This window comes from Acinetobacter sp. AS23 (assembly GCF_023612055.1).
GTDB classification, from domain to species: Bacteria; Pseudomonadota; Gammaproteobacteria; order Pseudomonadales; family Moraxellaceae; genus Acinetobacter; species Acinetobacter oleivorans.
Genome location: NZ_CP082274.1, coordinates 1,962,353 through 1,984,339 on the forward strand (window position 1 = coordinate 1,962,353; position 21,987 = coordinate 1,984,339).

A 21,987-nucleotide genomic window follows, 5' to 3' on the forward strand; every position below is an offset into this window, starting at 1 on the left:
TTTATAATGACAAATCAAACATTTCAGTTATCACGTCGAAAATTTTTAACACAAAGTCTCACGGCGCTAGGTGGCGTCTCTTTGTTGGGCAGTTTATCGGGCTGTGGCCCCTCTCCAGATAATAGTAACGAATCAAAAACTACCTCTTCAGCACCTAAGCATGGAGGAGTTATACGCTTAGGTTTAATTGGAGGACAACAATCAGGCAGTCTAGATCCTCATCTTTCAGCATCGGGAAGTGGTATTACACGAGGTTTCGCTATTTATAATAAGTTATGGGAATGGGATGAAAATATGCTGCCCCGACTTGCTTTAGCGGAGTTTGCAGAACCTAATCACAATGCAAGTGAATGGACCATCCGTTTACGCAAAGGCTTAGAGTTTCATCACGGTAAAACCATTACGGCAGATGATGTAATTTTTTCAGTGAAACGTCTAACAGATCCTAAACTCGCTTCACCATTTCGTAATCTAGTGCAGTGGATTGACCGAGATCGTATTCAAAAACTAGATGAATACACCGTTCGTATTCCTTTTATTAGTACGATTCCTGGCTTTGTTGCACTGCCCGAAACTTGGGTAAACTTTGGAGGAATTGTACCGACTGACTTCGACCCTATTCATAATCCAGTCGGAGCTGGTCCATATAAAGTCAAAGAGTTTATTCCGGGGCAACGTTCTGTTTTTACCCGTTTTAATAACTACTTTAAAGCAGACAAACCTTATGCAGATAGTTTTGAAGTGATTGATTTTAAAGATCAGGTCTCTCGATTAAATGCTTTATTGGCTGGGCAAATTGACGTCGCAAATGCGATTTCACCCGAATATATTAAAATTTTGGAGCAAGCAAAACACATTCAAACCATACGCTCTGCGACCAATACGCATAATAGTTTTGACTTTAATACCCAACAAGCGCCGTTTAATGACCCTAGAGTGCGCCAGGCATTCCGTTTGATTGCAAACCGAGAAGAGTTGGTACAACGAGGCTTAAATGGGCAAGGTCGAATCGCTAACGATCTTTATTCGCCGCAAGACCCAGCCTTTCTTAATTTGCCGCAGCGCCAACAAAATATTGCCGAGGCAAAAAATCTATTAGCCCAAGCAGGTTTTAAAGATGGTTTGAATGTAGAACTTGTTACCCCAGTGAGTAGCGCTCAACCTGCATTAATTTTTGCCGAGCAAGCGAAACAAGCCAATGTGAATATTCGAGTTAAACAAGTGGATTTTGCAACGTTTAATGGCCCTGACCGCAGTAAGTGGCAGCTATCGAGTAATGCGACCAATGTCGGCACGCCTTATTTATCGACGGCCGTTGTTAACGATGCCCCAATTTCCACGACCAATCGTGTGAACTTTAAAGACCCTGAATATAGTGAGTTATTTTTTAAAGCACTGGCAGAGCCTGATTTAGCCAAACGCAAAATCCATTTAGCGCAAGCACAAAAAATTCAACATGAACGTGGTGGAATGCTCATTTGGGGATTTAGCCATACGATTGATGCGGCAGCTAAAAATATTGGTGGTTTAGCTCCTGAACATACGATTTTTCCAACATGGCGCTTTGAAAAACTCTGGAAAGCTTAATACTCACAATATAAAGAAGCTGCCGAAGCAGCTTTTTTTATGAAGGCCTAATTATTTAGGCACGGTAATCACAGAGAGTTTATCTACGCCTACACGTTCAATACTTGCCAATAATTTTGCAACTGTTCCATACGGTACGGTCTCATCAGCATTTAAGTTTAATGCTAATTTAGGGTTACTGCTTTTGCGTGACTTTATTTCTTGTTCAAAGTTCGCAAGTGTCACCTTATCTTTATCAAGGAATATTTCACCTTGTGGATTTACACTAATCACCACAGCTTTGTTTTGATCTGTAGATTGAGTTGGAGCCGCTTTTGGTAAGTTCACTTTCACCGTATTTGTTAACAAAGGAGCTGTCACAATGAAGACGATGAGTAAGACCAACATGACATCGACTAGCGGCGTAATATTAATTTCACTGACGACATCGTCTTCTTGAGAGGTAGAAATTGCCATTATGCAAACACTCCTTTCTCTTTCACTTCTTTAGCAGAAGTATCTTTAAGCGCCGTATTACCGGTTGTACCCTTTTTTGCAGTTGGTAGTTGGAATCCTGCTTTTTGATTCAGGCTCACGAAGTCCGTTGCAAAATCATCAAGATCTGCGCCAATTGTTTTTACTTTACGCACAAAGTAGTTATAGGCAAGTACCGCAGGTACAGCAACTGCGATACCAATACCCGTTGCAACCAGCGCTTCTCCAATTGGTCCTGCAACGACATCCATACTTGCATTACCTGAATGAGCAATTGCTTGTAATGCATGGATAATCCCAAATACTGTACCGAACAGACCAATGAATGGGGCGTTATTTCCAATAGAAGCCAGTAAGGCTGAACCTTTTTCTAATTGACGGCGCTCAGTTAGAACTTGCTTACTTAAATGGCGCTCTAATAAGTCCTGACGGCTCCAACTGTTTTGTAAATCTTGATGTGTCTTTTCATCTGCTTCAATTAAAGTCTGAAAACCAGTGTTAGCCACTCGCGCTGCTGGGCCTTCACCAAGTTCAGACTTAGTTACTGCATCTGATAAATTTTTTGCTTTCCAAAACTCTTCTACAAAAAGCTTACTTTGTTTTGTTGCTCGCTGCGTCTGGACCACTTTAACCACAATCAACACCCAAGTCACAATTGAGAAAGCAACTAATAACCAGATCGTGCCGTCATGGATCAATGAATTAATATCTGACATGAAAATATCCTCTTAATTTAAATTTTATTTCGGTAATTGATAATGAATTGGAACATCGACCCAGCCTTCTACAGGGGTTTTCCCTTTTAGCGCAGGTGAAAATTTCCATTGCTTTACTGTTCTTACGGCAGCACTGTCTAGAAGTTTTTTGCCACTACTTTGCTTGACACTGACTGTATCCGGGCTGCCATTTGCTAATACTTTGACCCGTAAAATGACAGAGCCTTCCCAACCACGTTCTAAAGCTTGTTCAGGGTATTCAGGTGCAGGGTTACTGAGATATCCGGCATAACCTTTGGCTTCAGTCACAGGTAAATTGTCATCTGACGCTTTTACAGGCTCAGCCACTTTTTTAACCGGTTCTGCGACTACTTCTTTTGTGACCACAGGTTCTGCAACTTTTTGTGGAGTTGGTTCAGCCACTGCTTTTGCAACTGGCTTAGGTTGCTCCACACTTTTTTGGACAGGTTTTGGCTGTTCCACTTGTTTAGGAATTGGCTTGGGTTTTTCCACCACAGGTGGAACTTTTGGCTTTTCAGTAATCGGTGGAATTTTGGGTTCAATCACTTTAGGTGGTTCAACCGGTTTTACGATTTCAATAACCACAGGTTCTGGTTTATGAATATCTAAAGCTGGTGTCGGCAATTGTTTTGCGACATACCAAATTCCAAGATGTGCTGAAGCAACCGCAATAATTGCGATTAAGACTTTATTCAACTTCACTGGAGCAGGTTGAATAACGTCTTGATCATGCCGTGCAAACGGATCTGCAATTTCAGTTGTGGCTGCAACTGTCGCAAATTGCTCAAAGAGCAAAGCCCGCTTATGGGGATTAAAGATTTGATCACGCATAAAAATTTAAACTAAAAATAAAAGATTAAGTGGTAAATTGCACAAGCCATGCCAAAACTATAAGTTATTATTTTTTATTAATTTAATTTGTATTTTTCAAATGATTGATACAAAAGATGTTGGTTTTCAGACAGTGTTATGCTGTTCAAACAACAAGATCCCTTTGATATCGCAAAGGGATCTAAGTTTATTATTTTAATTTATATCCTACTAAGGGTAAGACTTCTTCAGCTACTCGATATGCTTCTTCTAAGTGTGGATTACTGGCTAAAATAAAATGTCCCACCCCAATATCAATATATTCTTGCAAACGTTCTGCGACTTGCTCATAGCTCCCGACTAAAATACAGTTTGGGCCACCTCGTACATTTGACATTCCCGCCCACACATTCGCACTCACAAATAAGTCTTCAAAACGGTTGCCCTGTGCCAAAGCTTGTTGGCGCTTCGCTCCTACAGATTCAGTGTCTTTGCGTTCAAAAGCATTGCTATCGACAGCAATAGTTTCATACATTTGTTTCAGTTCTTGAAAGGCTTGTTCTTGGGTTGGGCGTGCTAAAATATCAATACGCATGCCAAATTTAACTTTTCGTTCCGGCGAATTCTGCTCAAAGAAATTTTGAGCCTGCTCGATCACTTTCTTCTGTTGGTCTACAGGTTCACCCCAAGTTAAATGGATATCTGCGTGACGTCCTGCTACTTGTAAAGCTGCATCGCTTGCACCTGCTAACCATAAACGTGGAACGTCATATTGATTCATTGGGTATTTCAGGCCACCTTGTTCAACATGGAAAAACTTTCCATCGTAATTGAAAGGTGCATGGTGCGAATAACCTTTCACAAATTCTAAAAATTCATTGGTCCGTGCATAGCGTTGATCATGTTCAATAAAGTCCCCATATGCGCGTTGTTGTGCACCGCCTCCCCCTGAAATCACATTCCACTCTACTCGCCCCTGACTTAAACGCTGCAAACTTGCAGCCATTTGGCTTGCATAAGCAGGATGAATAAACCAAGGCTGAATTGCGATGAGCAAACGAAGTCTTTTTGTCTCTCTTGCCAATGCAGACGCTAACACCCATGGTTCTTCAGTATGCGGAAAAGCAGGAATGAGTGCGCCATGAAAACCAACAATATCGGCTGCTTTCGCGACTTGCTCGACATAGTCATAGTAAGCAAATAACTGATCTTCATGTTGCGGTGCAACACGTTGTGGAGATTGAACTGCTGGAGTTAATTGATTCCATTCACCGCGTGTGTGTAATTGATGTGCTCGACGACCATCCCCATGAACAGGGATTCTCCATAAAAACTCAACTGACATAATGAATCTCGATAATTTAAAGATTTGACGATATTTAATTCGTTAAAAGTCTTATGAGCAGGAATCATGCCGTTATTTTTTTAAATTAATTTTTATCTATACTACTGTTTTATATGAATATTAAAAAATCGAGTTTAAAGGCTGTGTTGATATTTCAACAGTTAAACGCTAAAGAGTGTCCCAATCACAGCACAACGGCGGCATTTAACCTCAATAATAATTCTAAAAAATTATAATTAATTGATTTGTTTAATATAATTTTGTTGGCGTGGTTCTTGCTCAATACCCTTATATTTTTTAATTCTTATGATGATATGCGTATTTTTCCACGTCTAGTTTTAGGTTTTAGTTTTTTGGGTCTAGTTGCTTGTGGTGCACAAAAAACAGAAGAGACGACCCCAAAACAGTCTGAACAGCAACAACTCCGAATTGCTGTCGTTGCGAATGGCACTTCGGGTAGTTTGGACTTTATTGGTGTGCCACAACTCATTTCACAAGATCAAATTTTTCTAAAAGCATTAAAGCAAAATCACATTGAATTGAAATGGGAACCTGTGACCACTGCTGCTGTAGCAACTCTGGTTAATGAAAGTTTTCTAAATAATAAAATCGATTTTGCTTTTTATGGGAATCTTCCTGCTGTAGTCCTGAATGCCACAGGCGTTAAAACACAAATTGTTGTACCCGGAGGTATTGGTAATAACGTCTACCTTATTGTTCCAGAAAATTCACCTATTAAATCTATTGAAGAATTAAAAGGTAAAAAAATTGCATTACATCGTGGTCGTCCGTGGGAAATTAACTTTGGGCAACTCATACAAAGTAAAGGATTAAGCTTAAAAGACTTTCAAATTGTGAATTTAAACCCGCAAGCTGGGGCTGCCGCTTTATCTGCTAAAAGTGTAGATGCCTTTTTTACCTTAAGTGATGCACTTACTTTACAAGATCGCCATTTGGGTAAAATTATTTGGTCATCACAATCTTTGCCAGCAGACTGGAAAATGCGTGCCGAACTCTGGGGTAGCAAAAGTTATATTGAGCAACATCCAGATACCACACAATTACTTGCTGATGCGACAGTACGTGCAATGGACTGGATTGCGCACCATCAAGATGAGTTTCAGCAAAGTCAAACCAAGTTTGGCCAACCTCTGAGTGTGATTCAACGTGAAAGCCAGAACACGGCAAGCACATGGCAACAAGACTGGTCTCCAGACTATCAAGTCGATTTTCTGAAACAGCATTATTCAAAAGTCATTGATCATGCTGTGAAAAATCAGCTTATTCAAACACCAATCAAAGCAGATGAACTGTTGAATCCGAAGTTTACCCGTCAAGCGATTCAAAATTTACAGGCCAATCATGCCTCAAATAAGCAGGGAAACTAGACAATGAAAATACTAGTAAAGCCACTTATTGAGCAAAATAACGTTTTATTTAAAACCCCACTCCGTAAGAAATTTTCTTCTAAAAAGGTGTATGGGCTGCTCTCTGTGATTTCACCCTTATTAGTATTACTCATTTGGCATTTGATTAGTTCTTTACAGATTTTTCCAACCCAAATTTTGGTGCCGCCTAAAACTGTCTGGAATACTTTCATTGCGTTGTTACAAAGCGGTGAGCTTCAAATGCATCTCAAAGATAGTCTTTCACGTTTGTTTTTGGGATTTTCTATTGCAGCAATCAGTGCAATTGCTTTTGGTATTGCCTACGGGGCAAATACTCTCTTTCGCAATTACACTTATATTTTATTTAACGTTTTTTATCAAATTCCAATCTTTGTCCTTATTCCTATTTTTATTTTAGTTTTTGGGATTGGTGAATTATTTAAAATTTTACTGATTATCAAAGCCTGCTTTTTTCCAATTGCATTAGCAACGGCCGATGCAGTCAAAAATATTCCCAAAAAATATATTGAACTAGGACAAATCTACAAGCTTAAAACACGAGCTTGGCTCAGGCTTATTATTCTTCCATCCATACTCCCGCCGTTAATTGGTGGGCTACGAATTGCACTTGGCCGCGCATGGTTGATTTTAGTTGCCGTTGAACTACTGGCAGCTGGAACGGGTATTGGGCAAATGATGGAACTAGGACGTCAAATGTTGCGCTTAGATGTTGTGATGGTTGGTGTGTTTATCACAGGCGTGGTCGGGTTTGGTTTAGATAAAGTTTTACGTTTAGTGGAACAACGCTTTATCTCGCCTGCGCTCAGTTCGGGGGAGAAATAATGTCTCAGCGTTCATTTACTTTAAAACAGACATGGCAACGGCCAATCATTTTAGTACAAGGCTTAGTACTACCATTATTGTTATTAGGCTTATGGCAATACAACTCAAGCTTAGGTGCCAGTCATGCCTATGCATTTGTTCCTTTGCAAAACATTTATTTCGCATTTATCAAATTGCTTGAAACAGGTGAATTGTGGCTAAACACGTGGGGAAGTCTTAAAAAAGCTGGAATTGGATTCATCTTAGGTTCGATAAGTGGATTAATTTTAGGTACTTTGCTTGCCTATTCAAAAGTTTTAAATGCTTTAGTTTCTCCACTATTTAACAGTATTCGACAAGTTCCGTTACTGGGTTTAACACCTTTAATTGCCTTATGGTTTGGTAACGGAGAAGAAGCAAAAATCTTTATTATCGCGCTTGCCTCATTTTTTCCATTGGTCATTAATACATTTCAGGGCCTTAGCCACAACGATGCAAAATACGATGAAATCGCACGTATTTATCAATTTTCATTCTGGCGCAAATTTAAAAAAATACGCCTTCCCCAAGCCCTGCCCCATATTTTAACTGGTCTAAATTTAGCTGTGCCCTTTACTTGGATCACCACTACAGCAAGTGAATTACTATTCAATGCAGGTGCAGGACTCGGCAACTTAATGATGAAAGCCGAGATTAACGCTGAAATGGATATTCTGTTGGTTTGCGCGATAACTGTTACCCTTTGTGGGGCCTTTATGACAGCAAGTATTCATCTTATTTCAAAACGTCTGCTGCAATGGCGTACCTAATTTGTCTTTTTAAAAAATATTGTTAGGAATTTATATGTCTTTCTCACTACTTTCTATTAAAAAACTCAATAAATCTTTTCAACGTGATCAAAATACTTTGACCGTTTTAGATGGGATTAACCTCAACATTGAGCAAGGCGAATTTATCTCGATTGTTGGTAGCAGTGGCTGTGGAAAATCAACACTATTACGTCTTATTGCTGGATTAGATCAAGACTATGACGGTGAAATTTTACTAAATCAAACCCAGATCAAAGGCACAGATTTAAAACGAGGTCTTATTTTTCAAGAACACCGATTACTTCCATGGCTTACTGTTTTTGAAAATATCCATTTAGCACTTGAGGAGACTCCACTCACCCGTGAAGAGAGAAATTTACGGGTAAATGAACATATAGAAATTGTCGGACTGAAAGGTTTTGAAAAGGCTTATCCACATGAGCTTTCGGGTGGCATGGCACAACGTGTTGCAATTGCCCGTGGACTCGTCAATAAACCCGATATTTTACTTTTGGATGAGCCTTTTGGCGCTTTAGATGCCATCACACGGAGTCACTTACAAGCTGAACTTCAACGTATCTGGCAACACGAAAAAATCACCATGATTTTAGTCACCCACGATATTGAAGAAGCTGTCTATCTCGGAGACCGTGTCATTGTAATGTCAGCCCGACCAGGAAAAATTAAAGAAATTATTCAAGTTCCTCTGACACATCCTCGACATAAAGAAAGTGAACTTTTATTTGGTTTTCGCAATCAGGCACTTAATATGCTAGATCACACAGCATAATTAATTTGAATATTGATCGATATTAATATGATTTAGAAAATAGATAATATCGTGATATTAATATTCTTTACACTTAATTAATATAGGATAGAGAAAATGGGTTTATCTATTTGGCATATTTTACTGTTTGCAGTTATTGTTATTTTATTATTTGGAACTTCAAAGTTAAAAAACCTAGGTAAGGACTTAGGCGGTGCAATTAAAGACTTTAAAGATTCAGTTAATTCTGACGATCAAAAATTATTGCAAAACCAACAATACAAAGATATTAGTCCAGTTGAGCCACATAATGAAAAACAAAATAAAATATGAGTGATTTATTATTATGTTTAATATCAGCTTTGGAGAGTTATTAGCTTTTGCAATTATTGCACTTATTATTTTAGGACCTGAAAAGCTTCCTCACACGTTAAGATCAGTCCTCCTTAAATACAGAGCAGTTAAAAACCAAATTAGTAAAATTCAAAATGATATTGAAAATGAACTTGACCTGATCGAACTTAAGAGAGTCATGCAAGAAGAGCTGCAAAAAATAAAACAAAATGAAGAGCAGCTCAAACAACAACTCGCTCTTATGCAACAAGAAATTGAAAATGTACAAACATCTGTTTTTACGGAACAAAAAACCAAAGCACGGCGCATCAATGACTACATCTATACCCGCTCACAAGATGAGTTAAAGACACCATTTTTAGCTCATTTTAAAACAGCCAATAAATTCAGTGAGGATCAAGCCGCATGACGGAACATATTGTCAGTGAAAGCCTCACTGAAATGAAATATAGCGAACATTTAAAAGAATTAAGAAAACGGCTGATCTATAGCATTGGTATTGTTTTAGCGATTTTTTTATTATTACTCCCGCTTGCTCAGAAGAACTACCATTTTCTTGCTCATCCTTTAATTTCATTGCTCCCTAGCAATTCGACCATGATTGCAACAGATGTGATGAGTACATTTTTAGCGCCATTTAAACTCAATATTTATTTTGCGATTTTATTAAGTATTCCCTTTATTCTTTATCAGTTTTGGCAATTTGTAGCTCCAGCTCTTTATCAAAAAGAAAAAAGGTTCGGTATAGCACTTGTGCTTTCGAGTAACCTCCTATTTTATTTAGGAATTGTGTTTGCCTACACTTTAATTTTGCCACTTGCTTTAAAGTTCTTCGTATTGGCATCGCCCGATAATGTGTTACCTATGACGGATATCAATAGCTATCTGGATTTTTGTTTAAAGCTTTTTCTAGCTTTTGGTCTGGCATTTCAAATTCCAGTTTTAACTTATATTCTTATTTTTATTGGCCTTATTTCTATTCAACAGCTAGAAGCACATCGTAAGCACATCATTGTATTTTTCTTTTTTATTGCAATGTTTATTACCCCTCCTGATGTTTTTAGCATGCTTGCTCTTGCAATCCCAATGTGGTTGTTATTTGAATTGGGTTTATGGGTCACAAAATTCACAACGCAAAAAAACATCCATTAAAAAATGGATGTTTTTTCTATGTAAAACCCTTAAGCAATTTCATTTTCATTCTTATTAGGTAGTAAGTTATATCTTGATAAAAGATTACGTAAAACATTACGCGATAGGCCTAACATTTTTGCTGTCTTGACCTGATTATTCCAGCAACTTGAAAATGCAGTATTTACTATTTTATCTTCAATAATATGCCATGCTTCCCCATCATATTCTTGAAACAAACGCTTCAAAATACTTTCAAACTCTTGAATAAGATCATTGTCTGGTAACACGGCAGAACCCGTTTCCTCAGAAAATCTTAAATGCTCAAGATCAATTGTTTTACCGCCACTCACCAGCAAAGCATAATGAATATTGTTTTCTAGCTCACGAATGTTACCTGGCCAGCTATAGTTCAGCAGTGCATTTCTTGCTCTATCACTGATGTTTGGCTTAGTGGTGATAAGCTTCTGAGAGTATGAACTTAAGAAGAAATCAACCAGAGGTAAAATATCTCCTTTACGTTCACGCAGTGGCAAAATATTAAGCACAACTACATTCAAGCGATAATATAAATCTAGACGAAACTTGTTTTCTGCTACAGCTTTACGTAGATCGACGTGCGTCCCCGACAGAATACGGACATTAATTGGAATTGGTTTTCGACCACCCACACGTACGACTTCTTTTTCTTGCAATACCCTTAACAGCTTAACTTGTAAGGATAGAGGTAACTCACCCACCTCATCTAAAAATAAAGTACCACCATCGGCTGTTTCAAAAATACCAGCTCGAGTTTTGTTTGCACCCGTAAAAGCGCCAGCTTCATAGCCAAACAGTTCAGACTCAGCAAGAGTCTCGACCAAAGCACCACAATTGACCGCAAGAAAAGGCTTATTTTTACGATCACTTTTCAAATGAATTTCGCGTGCAATTAACTCTTTACCTGTTCCAGACTCTCCTTGAATGATGACACTAGCAGAGCTTGGAGCAATCGTTTCAACTTGATTTAATAATTTACGGGAGTTCTGATCTGAAAAGATAATTGCTTTTGCTCTTATTGGTTTTACAGGAACACCATTATCAGGCAAAGTAATTACTTTATAATCATTATCTAAAAAGGTCTTCATAATTACCCCATAAAACTTATGATATAAGCATTCTAAAAGGCTATATTACATTTCAGTTCGTTTTTTAATAAATAACAAATAAATATATTTAATCCAAAATTCACCTATTTTATTCTGAAAATATTTTCTCTTATAAATTAAAAATAAACACAATTCTTTTTTTATGATATGTTGCTTCTCAAACACAATGTTTATTTTTTGATTAAATCCAAACACTCTAAAAAATTATAATCCATTTCTATATTTGATTTATATAGGTATAAAGCTTGGCATTTATTTTGCTCATCTATTTAAAATCCACAAAATAGGTTTAATAATGAGCATCGAATTTGTAGGTATGGTTTTCCCTAACCAATGGTCTGAAACCAAAGGAACGCGAATTGGCCATAAAATTGACCTCGAATATCTACGTTACCACGCACGGGCACATGAATATGCGGGTTTTGATAAAGTCTTAATTGCTAGCGGACCAACTAGTCCAGACAGTACACAAATCGCGGCATACCTTGCCCAACATACAGAACGTCTTGGATTTATGATTGCCCATCGTCCTGCACTGCTCACTCCAAATCTTGCTGCGCGTTCTTTTGCTACGCTTGACCATACTACAGGTGGTGGAAGAATCCGTTTACATGCAATTACGGGAATTACAGCGGAGCCTCAAGAAGGTGATTATATTGTTGATAAAGTTCAGCGCTATGAACGGACGGGTGAATATCTAGATATCATCCAGAAACTTTGGAAAAGCGATCAACCGATTAGCTATGAAGGTAAATATTTTAAGTTAGATAATGCTTTTTGCCCGTTAAAGCCCGTCAACGGTACAATCCCGATTTCATTCGGTGGTTCATCAGACATCGCTTATGATATTGCAGTCCGCCATGCAGATCTCTATTCACTATGGGGTGAACCACTGGCTGGAGTAAAAGAGCAAATTACTAAATTGAAGCTCGCAGCAGAAAAAGCCAATAAACCGCAGCCTCCTGTTAGTTTATCTGTACGTCTTATCATTGGTGCAACCGAAGAACTTGCTTGGCAACGAGCAGAACAGATTCTTGCAGATATTCAAAATAATCCGACTTTTCAAAATAACGGCACATTGTCGGGACATAAAATCAAAGGCATCGGTTCACAGCGCTTATTGGCAGCAGCCCAGCAAGGTGATCGACATGACCGCGCATTATGGATGCCAACCGCAACTGCTGTAGGGGCTTATGGCGATACGACGGCCCTTGTTGGTACACCAGACACCATTATTGCCTCATTACTCGATTATGTAGATTTAGGGGTAACGACTTTTTTAAATCGGGGCTACGATCCGATCTATGATACGGTCGATTATGGTCGTTATATTATCCCCGCTGTACGTGAAGAGGCAGCCAGAAAATTAAAACAAATCGCTTAAACATTTAAAGCAAAAAGCCGCTCATTCAATATCTTTGAAGAGCGGCTTTTTTTAATAAAGATTTTCTTCAGTGAGAAAATCTTTAGTCCTTTTTTTATTGCAAGTCAGGTTTACAAATAGCCTGAATTTTCTCTCCCGCAATCACCTTTTTAGCAAACGGAACTGAATCTTTTAATGAGGCATTCACAGTTTCGCTATGTCCTAAGCCATGATACAAATGACCTTCGACCACAGTACCTGCTTTACAAGCATCTGCCACCAGCTTCATTTGAGAACGAGCATCTGGAGTTCGGTCATTTGCCCCTGTTCCAATAAATAATGGATGACTGATTTTTAATGTAGGGTAATAACCATAATCATTTGACTGTTTCTCTTGCAGCTTTTTATAGCTTGCCGGTGGATTGGGTTTATATGCTTGTGCTGGCGAAAGTCCTGCGGTTTGAATATCTCCCATAAAACTTGTTAAGCAGGCATTTCTTGCTTGTTCAACTAAAGGAGCAGCTTCAGGAGTGAAAATATCTTCTGTTTTAATTTCTGGATATAAACTTTGTGTCACTAAAAAACTATAGATGCCATAAGCCAGTGATGGGCTGACTTCGTAAGGATTTAACTTTAACTGATTTTTTTCAGGCGTCGCTTCAGGATCTTGATAAATCACGCCTGTACCAATTGAACCTTTAATATTTAAGTCAGGTGCATACGTTGCTGAGTAGGAAGAAGCCGCAACAGCCCCAGCGCCTCCTTGTGATTGACCAACAATCACAAACTTATTAGCAAGTGGCAACTTGGTTTTTAAAGCAGCTCTGCCACTATCTAAAATACTATAAGCCAGCATTGGGTTATTAATTAACAAGTGCGGTCCTGCAACACCTAACCCTTCGTAATCTGTGGCAACGACAGCAAATCCTTCTTTAAGCCAACGATTTAGATATTGTACATCTCGGTATGATCGTCCACTCCAAGACGGCGCACAAGCATCGGCCAACCCTACAGTACCATGTGCCCATAACACCACTGGCCAACCCTCTTTAGGCGGCGTTCCTTTTGGTAAGTGAATACTTCCTGAAACCACAATAGGTGTTTTGCTATCTTTACCACTCGTAGAACTGTAGAGAATCCGAATAGCCTGACTGTCATTTGCCAAACGAATATAAGGATTATGAATCGCTTCTGTTTTTAATAATTTTCCTGCTTGTTCAGGAATAGCCGATTTCCATGTATAAAACTCGGAAACTCGACCATCTCCATATTTATCTTCAGGTGTTGGAGCTTGTTGAGCGGTCGCCAAGCAACTTGAAGTTAATATCGTTGTGATTAAAGAAAACTTGCATAAAGTTGATAAAAAAGTATGTTGCATTGTCATTTACCTTAAAAACTGTCTCATGATTTTTGATTTAAAATTCGTAACTTACGCGGCCATATAAATACGTTCCAAATGCTCCTTCAGGCGCATTAAAACTATATTTGACAATGTTGCCGACCGAGGAATCTTTGGCTTGATCAGGATGGCTATTAAATAAGTTGATCGCCCCTAAATTGAATTTCAGGCCTTTCACGAATGCATCCGCTTTGTAGCCAATATCCAAATCTGCAATCCACTGAGGGTCAAAGGTTTGGTCTAGTGCAGTATTGGTATTATTTAAAGTGGTCCATTTATCGTAGCGACGGACTGCTGTATTCACGCTCCATGCTTGATTTGACCAAAGTGCGCCAAGCGTTAACTTTGTTTTCGGTGCAGCAGACTCAATGAGGCTTTGTGTATTTCGTCCTGCAATGCTTGAAACGGGAATTCGCTCACCTTTTGCGGTGATAGAATCTCGAGTTTCGGTAATTTCATTTTTGTTATAGGCCAGACCAAGGTTCAGATTTAACTTGCCATATTGTTCAAGGTTTAAATCATGCTTAAGCGCGAGCTCTAAGCCTTGAGTACGTGTATCTAGTAAATTATTAAAGAACGCTACATTGGCAATATTCGAATACGGTGTATTTGAAAAAGCATTGGTAATTACACTTCCAGTAATATTGTCTGAAAGCAAAATACGATTTTTAATATCGATTTGATAAAGATCTAAAGTTGCTGATGTATTAACAAATGGCTTCCAAACAAAACCTAAAGAATAATTCGTCGATTTCTCAGGTTTAAGAGCAGTTCCGCCAATGAGTAAAGCCGCCTCACTTCCTGCAACTAAAGTTCTTTGTTGAACATCTTGCCAACCTGAAGGGGTCTGCACTGTTTGTACGCTATAAGCCGAATAGCCCTGCTGTGCCAATGACGGCGCTCTATAGCCTGTATTTACTGAACCACGTACCGTAAATTTAGGTGATACATCATATTTAGCAAATAATTTTCCATTTGTGGTCGATCCAAAGTCTGAATATTTTTCACTCCGGACTGCTGCTCCGACATTCAAGTCTTTAATAATATCTGCTTCTAAATCTAGGTAGACACCGTAAACATCGCGGCTAATTTTTCGTTCATCTTGATCTGTAATTCCGGCATATATTCCCGGAACACCAACGCCTAAAGTTGTGCTTGGATTGAAATATGGACCGCGGGTATAGGCAATCGGATCACCAGCATTTTGCTTATATTGCTCCCAACGATATAAAACCCCTGTAGATAACGTGAGTGGGCTTGCTAACCAGTCAATTGCAATATCACGGCTGTAATCTAGCCCTGTATTTAATTGTGAAAAAATATTTTCACCCAAGTCATAGTTTGAAGGAGAATTTGGCCCGTAACTTGGATTAATGCCATTGCCTTGTTCTGTGCTGACTTTATTTTGTCCATAGGTTGCATAAAGATCATATTTACCTGACTTCTGCTCTCCTTTTTTAACTCCAACTGTCGTTGCAAAATCATCTACAGTGACTAAGCTTAATGGTGAGCGTCCATCTGGATAACGTTCTTTAAAATAGCTGGATTGATTCAGTACGGTTTTGGTTGTTGGAGGCTCATAAAAATTTTCCCCTATTGTTTTACGGTGTCCATAGCTACTAAAACCATAAAGTGCAACGTCATCTGTCAAAGGCAAATCTAGATTGGCAGTCACATTGATTTGATCTTTTTGTTCGGGGGAGCCAAATTTCCATGTTCTATAGGGTGTATTTTGTTCTGTATATTGAGCCTTGGTTGAACCATCATAAAAAGTTCGCGTATCAGCTGCCGTGTTACTTGCAGCTTCACGTTTGCCTAAATCTAATGCAACCGTCAATGCACCATCATTAGGGAGCGCAAAACCTTTCCAAAGATTAACTTTATGTTGTTCACCATCTCCTTGAGTGTAGCCACCCGTTTGATAGCTTACGCCACCGCCATGATCTCGTGATTTCAAAATAATATTAACGACGCCGGCAATTGCATCTGACCCATATTGTGCGGCAGCACCATCCCGCAAGATTTCTATACGCTCAATCGCGCTCACAGGAATTAAACTTAAGTCAGTTACCGCCGCGCCTCTTCCACCTGCATACGCTTGGCGGGTGAAATAAGCGGATGTATGACGACGTTTTCCATTAATTAAAATTAGAGTTTGATCAGCAGATAATCCTCTAAGTGCAATACTTGGCGGAACTGATGCTCCAAAACCACCTGCTGGAGAACTCGGTAAAGTTACCGAGGGAGACAGCCGTGTTAACGCTGCTGCAAGATCAGTCGCACCAGTCTCTTGTAACTCTTTGGCAGTTAAAATATCCACGGGTGCAGGTGCATCGAGAGAATTACTAATTGCTCGTCTAGAGCCTGTGACCACCACAGATTGTAATGTGATGGCATCCTCTTTCTCTGGCAAATTCTTTTGATCATTTGCCAAAGTAATTGAGGCAGTGAGTGTACTCAGTGCAAAAATTGAGGAGTGAAGAATGAATTGAGAAAAATATGTACGCATATTGGCTTCCTTAACGATCTAGACCGATATAGCAAAGCCGATGCCAAATATTTTATTATTTATTATCAATATATTAAGGTGATCAAATAAAAGAATCATTGTTTAAATTTAAACAATGATTCAAAAAAATGTTTATAAAACTACAGTTGTTAAATTTGCAGATCGTTTAAACAAGTTGGTTTTGTAAATATGACTGATATAACTGAAAGTAAGCTGACTGCTGCTGTATTAACTGCTCATGCGAACCTTCTTCTACGACATGGCCATTTTCAATCACGACAATTTTGTCGGCCTCACGAATAGTACTCAGCCGATGTGCAATAACAATACAGGTTCTATTTTGGCATAAGCATCTGAGCGCATATTGTATTTTTTGCTCGGTATAAATATCGATTGCAGAGGTGGCTTCATCTAGAATTAATATTTTGGGGTTTGCCAAATAAGCACGAACTAAGCAAACAAGTTGCCTTTGTCCATGACTAAGATTTTTACCAAGCGCCCCAACTTCGGTTAAATAGCCTTGCGGCAGTTGTTGCAATATCTCATCCGCTCCTAAGTCTTCAATAACTTGGATAAGTTTCTGATCTGAAGCATCAGGTTGAACTAGACGTAAGTTATCTAAAATTGTTCCACTAAATAAAACATTATCTTGTAAAACGATACTCACATGCTGTCTTAAACTTGCAAGATGAATACTCTGTATTGGATAACGATCTAGAAAAATTCCACCTTGCTGGGGTTCATAAAATCGCGTTAGCAACTGAACCATAGTACTTTTGCCATGTCCAGTTGGGCCTACAATCGCAATTATTTTTCCAGCTTCAATGTCCAAATTAAAGTTTTGTAAAACAGGTTTGTGAGTATAGGCAAAATCTACCGACTGAAATCGAATATGACCATTCAACTGTTCAAGCTTCACAGCATTCGATTGTTCTTGAATCGTAGATTGAGTGTCTAAAAGTAGAAATATACGTTGCGCACATGCCGCTCCATTTGCATAACGTTCAAATAAATCGGTCAGTTCCTGTAAGGGTGCTAAGAATAAAAACACATAGAAAATACTCTCTGCAAACTGCCCTATACTAATCATGCCATCACTATAAGCATAACTACCAATCACAATGAATCCGGCAGTAGCTAGAGTTGAAAGTAAACCTGTAAAGGGAGCAAACCAACTGGTTCGCTTGCTTCCATAAATAATAGAATTATTAAAGTCTTTTAATAATTCTTGATAACGAGATTGATTGGTTTCGGTGTAATTTAACTGCTGAATAATTTTTGCTCCATTTACTGTTTCAACTAAATGAGCAGTAAATCGACTGCGTTCCTCCGCAACTCGTCCCCAATGTTTTTGTGATGACTTTTTAAAAATAGCGGTCATTCCAAATAAAATAGGTAGCGTCGCAAATAAGCACCAGAAAAATGGTGGATAGATATGCCAAAGCAGTACTGAAGCTAATCCACAACGCAAAATTGCCGAAAGTAACTCTGGTGGTCCTTGTATTAAAACAGGCTCTAGTGTTTCGACATCACGATCAGCCCGTGAAATAATCCTGCCAGCCTTGGTACGATCAAAATAACCAATATTTAAACTTTGGATATGCTGAAATAACGACCGCCTTAAACCATTAATTACTTTCAAAGCTGCTCGGCCTGAAAGATATTTTGATACGCCCGCTAAAGCAAAACGACAAATCCAACTTAAGGTTAAAATGCTAATCGCAATGAATAAAACAGGCTGATTCAATACCATTTTTCCAGCAATGTGTTGAAAGCCCGAATCTAAAATATATTTCACCACCCAAGGCCGAACAAAAACGCTCATCACTTGTAAAATTTCTACTGCAATTAGAACTAGGAGCAAGTAACGGATGGGATAAACTAAAGGAATAAGTTTTTTTAGCATGCCTCTATGAATTGAGGTATTTGCCAAACTTTCTTCAATTTGTAGATCAGCTGATTTTGTAAATGGGCGGAAATTTTTAACACTGGTATTCATGTATCAATCTCCTGCTGCTCTAACTGAAAGCCCATCAACTCTCGATAAAACAAACAATCTTGAACCAATTCATCATGTGTGCCTTGGGCAATCATATGACCATGATCAAGCACAATAACGCGATCAGATAAAGCAATCGTGGTTTGTTTATTAGAGTTAATAATGATTGTTTTCTTAAAATGGTTTCCATTATCAGACAGCGCTGATAGACGCTGTAAAACTTGTTTTTCTGTAGTCGCATCTAAGGCACTGGTAGAATCATCTAACGCTAAAATTGGCGAATTTTTTAAAATAGAACGGGCCAAGGCAAGTCGTTGTTTTTGTCCTCCAGACAAAGTAACGCCCTTGTCCCCAATCAACGTGTCTAAGCCATGATCAAGTCTTTGTAATAGTTCAGATGCAGAAGCTAAATGTAAAGCCTCTTTCATCTCTTGCTCAGTTGCATCTTGCTTAGCAACTCTTAAGTTATCTGCCAGTGTGCCACTAAAAAAGAAATTTTCTTGAGGAATGATCTGAACCAAATGTCGTAATTCAAATAGGCTTAAATCTTTAATATTCGTCCAGCCCATTTGCTCAGAGCCAATCAAAACTTGCCCTTCTGTCGGGTCAATAAACCGATTGAGTAAATTCATCAAAGTCGTTTTACCTGACCCCGTTTTACCGACAACAGTAACGACTTCACCTGCTCGAAATTCAACACTGCATTGCTTTAAAATATAATTTTTTGTTGTTTTATCCTGAAAGCTGACATTTTCTAATTTAATGCTTAACTCATCACGCGATTGCAACGTTAGAGGATATTGTTGATCTTCAATTGCGGACTTCTCATCTAACATTTGCCAGATTCTTGTCGCGGACGAACGCGCATCAGCGAAAATATGTAAGACCTGACCAATGCTTTCAATGCGAAACACCAATAAATTTGCCATGAGAATGGCAGCTACAAATTGCCCTACTTGCAACTGATTTTGACCAATTAAATAAGCACCAAAAGCAATGACCCATAAGTAAGAACCCGCAATAATCACTTGCGGAATAGGCAACCTTTTTGCACTTGTCTTGATGGTCTGAATAGAATGATGAATAAATAGATCTACAGCATGGTTAAAACGTTGTAAAAGTTTCTCTTCGAGTTGAAACGCTTTGACCACCCGAATTCCATTCACGCTTTCTGCCAAGGTATCGCTGACTTTTTCATATGCAGATGCAACTTGATGGTCCAGAACCACCAATTGATTGGTCAGTTTAAAGAGGACCCACAGCCCTAAAAAAATAAATAATAAAGGGACTAGTCCGAGCCAAGGATGATACCAACACAAGAGTCCAACGGTTACAGCGACAACAAGACTGGATTCAAACACTTGACGCCAAAAATTGATGAGCGCTTCTTTTAATTTATCTGAATCACGTGTTGTACGAGATAATACTTCTCCTAGCCCATGTTTCCAGTGCCATGAAACATCTAAATGCTGTACTTGGCTAAAGATTCTTTCTCTTAAAATACTCAGTAGTTGCTGACCAATGGTTAAAGCACTTAACCCTGCCAGATACTGAATAACAGCTCTAATACTGGCAATACTCGCCAGTAGAATGAACCAAAACCAAGGATTTAAAGGATCAGTAATAGCATGCTGAAATAAGGTTTCTCGTTCACTATGTTTTAAGGTATCAATCGCATGTCCGATTGAATACTGTTGAAGTGCTAACCCGATATTCGCAATAACAAATAAGGTCGCCGTCAATACGAAACGAAATGGCATAAAACGATATAAAGCCAAACTTCGTAATAATGGATAATTTTTAAACATAAAAGATAGTAAAAATTTAAGATTCCGTTTTATTGCGAGATTCATGCCAAATTAATGGCCTTAAAAAATATTTTAAATTATTGTTTTATATTACTTTTATACAGCGATATTTATGGAGGTGTTGTTTTTAAAACAACAGCGTAATTCTTGTGTTGTAATCGCAACAAAATTTGATATATCAACATCACAAAAAAAGATATTAAAAATAATTAATAAATATCAATAAATTAATGAATGGCATCAATTTTGCTTTAAAGCATGAAAACCACTAAAGGATGTCATGATGACAACACTTCAAACTCAACCATTAAACACACTTTGGTATACACGCTGCCCTGTACCAACTGGTCTAGGCATTTCAATTCAAAAAGGTTGGCTCAAAGAAAAGTTTAATGAGCAACAGATTGAAATAAAATCAATTCGAGAATCAAACTCCAAAGATATTCGTAACTCTCATTTTAATCATACCCTTGCCAACTCTGTTCGACACGGCGGTAGTATTCCAGCTATCTGGGCGTTTGCATCGGGTCAAAAAACCAAAGTGATTGGCTTATCTTGGGCGGATGAAGTTCAATTGTTATTAACGCGCTACGATTCAAACATCAAAACTGTTGCAGACTTAAAAGGCAAACGTTTTGGTATTCCACTGAATCAAGATGCAATTATTGATTTCTCGCGTGCACAGGCGATTCGTGGTTTAGAAAATTCATTAAAAACCGTAAATTTGAAGGTAAGTGATCTTGAGTTGGTTGATTGTTTACGAGCAGACATTTTAGCCGCCCAACAACAACAGCCTGAAGAAAATGATTCTAGTTTTTATGGCAATCGCAACAAAATTAATGCAAGTGCAGAGATCGTGGCATTAATTAAAGGTGATGTTGATGCTATTTTCCTAAAAGGTGCACATGCTGCGCAAATTGCTCATGATTTCGCCCTGCATACCATTATTGATATTGGCTCACATCCTGACCCTATTCTACGCTCCAATAATGGAACACCAAGAACGCTGACTGTCGATGAAGATTTTCTAACACAATATCCAGAGCAAGCCCAATCAATTGTCGATGCTGTTTTACAAGCAGAACAATGGGCACATGCACATGCCGATGAAACCCATCGTTATTTGGCAAAAGAATGTAATAGTAGTGAGCAATGGGTACATGCTGCTTATGGTGCAGACGCACATTTGAAACTGAACACTAACTTTGATGAGACTTCTATTATTGCTTTACAAGACTTGAGTGATTTTCTCTATCGCTGGAATTTCATTCCTGCACAGATTAATGTTCGTGAATGGCTGGCGCAGGATATTTCTATTCAAGCTCAAGTGGCTTAATAGTACAAAAGCAAAAAGGTTGTCTTGATGACAACCTTTTTTATTTTTGAATCCAAATTCAAGTAACCGTAAACTATCGTAGTAGTTAGCATCGGTAATGTTAATCTCTTTAATAACAATTATTTTAACCAAGTTTTATCGAGTTTTTATCCAATTTTAGGAGATATTTCCGAGTACCATATTTCTGATCGAACTCAGA

Annotated in this window: 19 protein-coding genes; 10 read left to right on the top strand and 9 right to left on the bottom strand. The window is 38.5% G+C overall.

From position 1 onward, the window contains the following. The first annotated feature begins 6 nt into the window (after nucleotides 1-6). Nucleotides 7-1,587, top strand: a complete 1,581-nt coding sequence (locus tag K6I41_RS09165; protein ID WP_250375713.1) for an ABC transporter substrate-binding protein — start codon at nucleotides 7-9, stop codon at nucleotides 1,585-1,587. Nucleotides 1,588-1,638: 51 nt separating this feature from the next. On the opposite strand, the gene K6I41_RS09170 is transcribed toward K6I41_RS09165, so the two are convergent. The 4 genes from K6I41_RS09170 to K6I41_RS09185 form a co-directional block, all read right to left on the bottom strand. Next, on the bottom strand, nucleotides 1,639-2,043 hold the full coding sequence (locus K6I41_RS09170) for an ExbD/TolR family protein (RefSeq protein ID WP_001018517.1): 405 nt from the start codon (nucleotides 2,041-2,043) through the stop codon (nucleotides 1,639-1,641). Continuing rightward, nucleotides 2,043-2,777, bottom strand: a complete 735-nt coding sequence (locus K6I41_RS09175) for a MotA/TolQ/ExbB proton channel family protein (protein ID WP_005040660.1) — start codon at nucleotides 2,775-2,777, stop codon at nucleotides 2,043-2,045. Before K6I41_RS09175 ends, K6I41_RS09170 begins: the two co-directional genes overlap by 1 nt. A 24-nt stretch (nucleotides 2,778-2,801) precedes the next feature. Further along, nucleotides 2,802-3,629, bottom strand: coding sequence for an energy transducer TonB (locus K6I41_RS09180; protein WP_022574524.1), 828 nt, complete (start codon nucleotides 3,627-3,629; stop codon nucleotides 2,802-2,804). A gap of 190 nt (nucleotides 3,630-3,819) precedes the next feature. After that, a complete protein-coding gene (locus K6I41_RS09185; RefSeq protein WP_250375714.1) occupies nucleotides 3,820-4,953 on the bottom strand; it encodes an LLM class flavin-dependent oxidoreductase in 1,134 nt (377 codons plus the stop codon). Between the two features lie 314 nt (nucleotides 4,954-5,267). On the opposite strand from K6I41_RS09185, the gene K6I41_RS09190 reads away from it, so the two are divergent. The 7 genes from K6I41_RS09190 (at nucleotide 5,268) to tatC (ending at nucleotide 10,247) form a co-directional block, all read left to right on the top strand. Beyond that, on the top strand, nucleotides 5,268-6,341 hold the full coding sequence (locus tag K6I41_RS09190; protein ID WP_250375715.1) for an ABC transporter substrate-binding protein: 1,074 nt from the start codon (nucleotides 5,268-5,270) through the stop codon (nucleotides 6,339-6,341). A gap of 3 nt (nucleotides 6,342-6,344) precedes the next feature. Then, nucleotides 6,345-7,184 (top strand): ABC transporter permease, encoded by an 840-nt coding sequence (locus K6I41_RS09195; RefSeq protein WP_250375716.1) that lies wholly within the window; start codon nucleotides 6,345-6,347, stop codon nucleotides 7,182-7,184. Continuing rightward, nucleotides 7,184-7,972 carry an ABC transporter permease gene (locus K6I41_RS09200; protein WP_250375717.1) on the top strand — a complete coding sequence of 263 codons (789 nt, stop codon included), beginning with the start codon at nucleotides 7,184-7,186 and terminating at the stop codon, nucleotides 7,970-7,972. The genes K6I41_RS09195 and K6I41_RS09200 overlap by 1 nt, the downstream gene beginning before the upstream one ends. 19 nt (nucleotides 7,973-7,991) lie before the next feature. Then, nucleotides 7,992-8,762, top strand: a complete 771-nt coding sequence (locus K6I41_RS09205; RefSeq protein ID WP_014206755.1) for an ABC transporter ATP-binding protein — start codon at nucleotides 7,992-7,994, stop codon at nucleotides 8,760-8,762. 96 nt (nucleotides 8,763-8,858) lie between these two features. Next, nucleotides 8,859-9,074 (top strand): Sec-independent protein translocase subunit TatA, encoded by a 216-nt coding sequence (locus tag K6I41_RS09210; RefSeq protein ID WP_151768517.1) that lies wholly within the window; start codon nucleotides 8,859-8,861, stop codon nucleotides 9,072-9,074. A gap of 13 nt (nucleotides 9,075-9,087) precedes the next feature. Further along, complete coding sequence (gene tatB / locus K6I41_RS09215) at nucleotides 9,088-9,504, top strand: Sec-independent protein translocase protein TatB (RefSeq protein ID WP_000481985.1); 417 nt, start codon at nucleotides 9,088-9,090, stop codon at nucleotides 9,502-9,504. Continuing rightward, a complete protein-coding gene (gene tatC, locus K6I41_RS09220; protein ID WP_199988052.1) occupies nucleotides 9,501-10,247 on the top strand; it encodes a twin-arginine translocase subunit TatC in 747 nt (248 codons plus the stop codon). The genes tatB and tatC overlap by 4 nt, the downstream gene beginning before the upstream one ends. Nucleotides 10,248-10,276: 29 nt before the next feature. On the opposite strand, the gene K6I41_RS09225 is transcribed toward tatC, so the two are convergent. Next, nucleotides 10,277-11,353, bottom strand: coding sequence for a sigma-54 interaction domain-containing protein (locus tag K6I41_RS09225; protein ID WP_000846949.1), 1,077 nt, complete (start codon nucleotides 11,351-11,353; stop codon nucleotides 10,277-10,279). A gap of 316 nt (nucleotides 11,354-11,669) precedes the next feature. Between K6I41_RS09225 and K6I41_RS09230 the strand changes: the two genes are divergently transcribed. After that, nucleotides 11,670-12,758: an LLM class flavin-dependent oxidoreductase gene (locus K6I41_RS09230; protein ID WP_250375718.1), complete on the top strand. Its 1,089-nt coding sequence runs from the start codon at nucleotides 11,670-11,672 to the stop codon at nucleotides 12,756-12,758. A gap of 94 nt (nucleotides 12,759-12,852) precedes the next feature. Here the strand turns inward: K6I41_RS09230 and K6I41_RS09235 are convergent, their stop codons facing one another. The 4 genes from K6I41_RS09235 to K6I41_RS09255 form a co-directional block, all read right to left on the bottom strand. After that, nucleotides 12,853-14,115 (bottom strand): lipase family protein, encoded by a 1,263-nt coding sequence (locus K6I41_RS09235; protein ID WP_502800634.1) that lies wholly within the window; start codon nucleotides 14,113-14,115, stop codon nucleotides 12,853-12,855. A gap of 37 nt (nucleotides 14,116-14,152) precedes the next feature. Next, on the bottom strand, nucleotides 14,153-16,645 hold the full coding sequence (locus K6I41_RS09240; protein WP_250375719.1) for a TonB-dependent receptor plug domain-containing protein: 2,493 nt from the start codon (nucleotides 16,643-16,645) through the stop codon (nucleotides 14,153-14,155). A 166-nt stretch (nucleotides 16,646-16,811) separates the two neighbouring features. After that, nucleotides 16,812-18,644: an ABC transporter ATP-binding protein gene (locus K6I41_RS09250; RefSeq protein WP_250375721.1), complete on the bottom strand. Its 1,833-nt coding sequence runs from the start codon at nucleotides 18,642-18,644 to the stop codon at nucleotides 16,812-16,814. After that, entirely contained in the window at nucleotides 18,641-20,452 is a 1,812-nt protein-coding gene (locus K6I41_RS09255) for an ABC transporter ATP-binding protein (RefSeq protein ID WP_250375722.1), read from the bottom strand. The genes K6I41_RS09250 and K6I41_RS09255 overlap by 4 nt, the downstream gene beginning before the upstream one ends. A gap of 283 nt (nucleotides 20,453-20,735) precedes the next feature. On the opposite strand from K6I41_RS09255, the gene K6I41_RS09260 reads away from it, so the two are divergent. Beyond that, nucleotides 20,736-21,788 carry an ABC transporter substrate-binding protein gene (locus K6I41_RS09260; RefSeq protein ID WP_250375723.1) on the top strand — a complete coding sequence of 351 codons (1,053 nt, stop codon included), beginning with the start codon at nucleotides 20,736-20,738 and terminating at the stop codon, nucleotides 21,786-21,788. Nucleotides 21,789-21,987 lie beyond the last annotated feature (199 nt).

Excerpts from the sequence above, each read along its gene's own strand:
- K6I41_RS09165 (WP_250375713.1), top strand. The coding sequence starts at position 7 with ATGACAAATCAAACATTTCAGTTATCACGTCGAAAATTTTTAACACAA.
- K6I41_RS09170 (WP_001018517.1), bottom strand. The coding sequence starts at position 2,043 with ATGGCAATTTCTACCTCTCAAGAAGACGATGTCGTCAGTGAAATTAAT.
- K6I41_RS09175 (WP_005040660.1), bottom strand. The coding sequence starts at position 2,777 with ATGTCAGATATTAATTCATTGATCCATGACGGCACGATCTGGTTATTA.
- K6I41_RS09180 (WP_022574524.1), bottom strand. The coding sequence starts at position 3,629 with ATGCGTGATCAAATCTTTAATCCCCATAAGCGGGCTTTGCTCTTTGAG.
- K6I41_RS09185 (WP_250375714.1), bottom strand. The coding sequence starts at position 4,953 with ATGTCAGTTGAGTTTTTATGGAGAATCCCTGTTCATGGGGATGGTCGT.
- K6I41_RS09190 (WP_250375715.1), top strand. The coding sequence starts at position 5,268 with ATGCGTATTTTTCCACGTCTAGTTTTAGGTTTTAGTTTTTTGGGTCTA.
- K6I41_RS09195 (WP_250375716.1), top strand. The coding sequence starts at position 6,345 with ATGAAAATACTAGTAAAGCCACTTATTGAGCAAAATAACGTTTTATTT.
- K6I41_RS09200 (WP_250375717.1), top strand. The coding sequence starts at position 7,184 with ATGTCTCAGCGTTCATTTACTTTAAAACAGACATGGCAACGGCCAATC.
- K6I41_RS09210 (WP_151768517.1), top strand. The coding sequence starts at position 8,859 with ATGGGTTTATCTATTTGGCATATTTTACTGTTTGCAGTTATTGTTATT.
- tatB (WP_000481985.1), top strand. The coding sequence starts at position 9,088 with ATGTTTAATATCAGCTTTGGAGAGTTATTAGCTTTTGCAATTATTGCA.
- tatC (WP_199988052.1), top strand. The coding sequence starts at position 9,501 with ATGACGGAACATATTGTCAGTGAAAGCCTCACTGAAATGAAATATAGC.
- K6I41_RS09225 (WP_000846949.1), bottom strand. The coding sequence starts at position 11,353 with ATGAAGACCTTTTTAGATAATGATTATAAAGTAATTACTTTGCCTGAT.
- K6I41_RS09230 (WP_250375718.1), top strand. The coding sequence starts at position 11,670 with ATGAGCATCGAATTTGTAGGTATGGTTTTCCCTAACCAATGGTCTGAA.
- K6I41_RS09235 (WP_502800634.1), bottom strand. The coding sequence starts at position 14,115 with ATGCAACATACTTTTTTATCAACTTTATGCAAGTTTTCTTTAATCACA.
- K6I41_RS09240 (WP_250375719.1), bottom strand. The coding sequence starts at position 16,645 with ATGCGTACATATTTTTCTCAATTCATTCTTCACTCCTCAATTTTTGCA.
- K6I41_RS09250 (WP_250375721.1), bottom strand. The coding sequence starts at position 18,644 with ATGAATACCAGTGTTAAAAATTTCCGCCCATTTACAAAATCAGCTGAT.
- K6I41_RS09255 (WP_250375722.1), bottom strand. The coding sequence starts at position 20,452 with ATGTTTAAAAATTATCCATTATTACGAAGTTTGGCTTTATATCGTTTT.
- K6I41_RS09260 (WP_250375723.1), top strand. The coding sequence starts at position 20,736 with ATGACAACACTTCAAACTCAACCATTAAACACACTTTGGTATACACGC.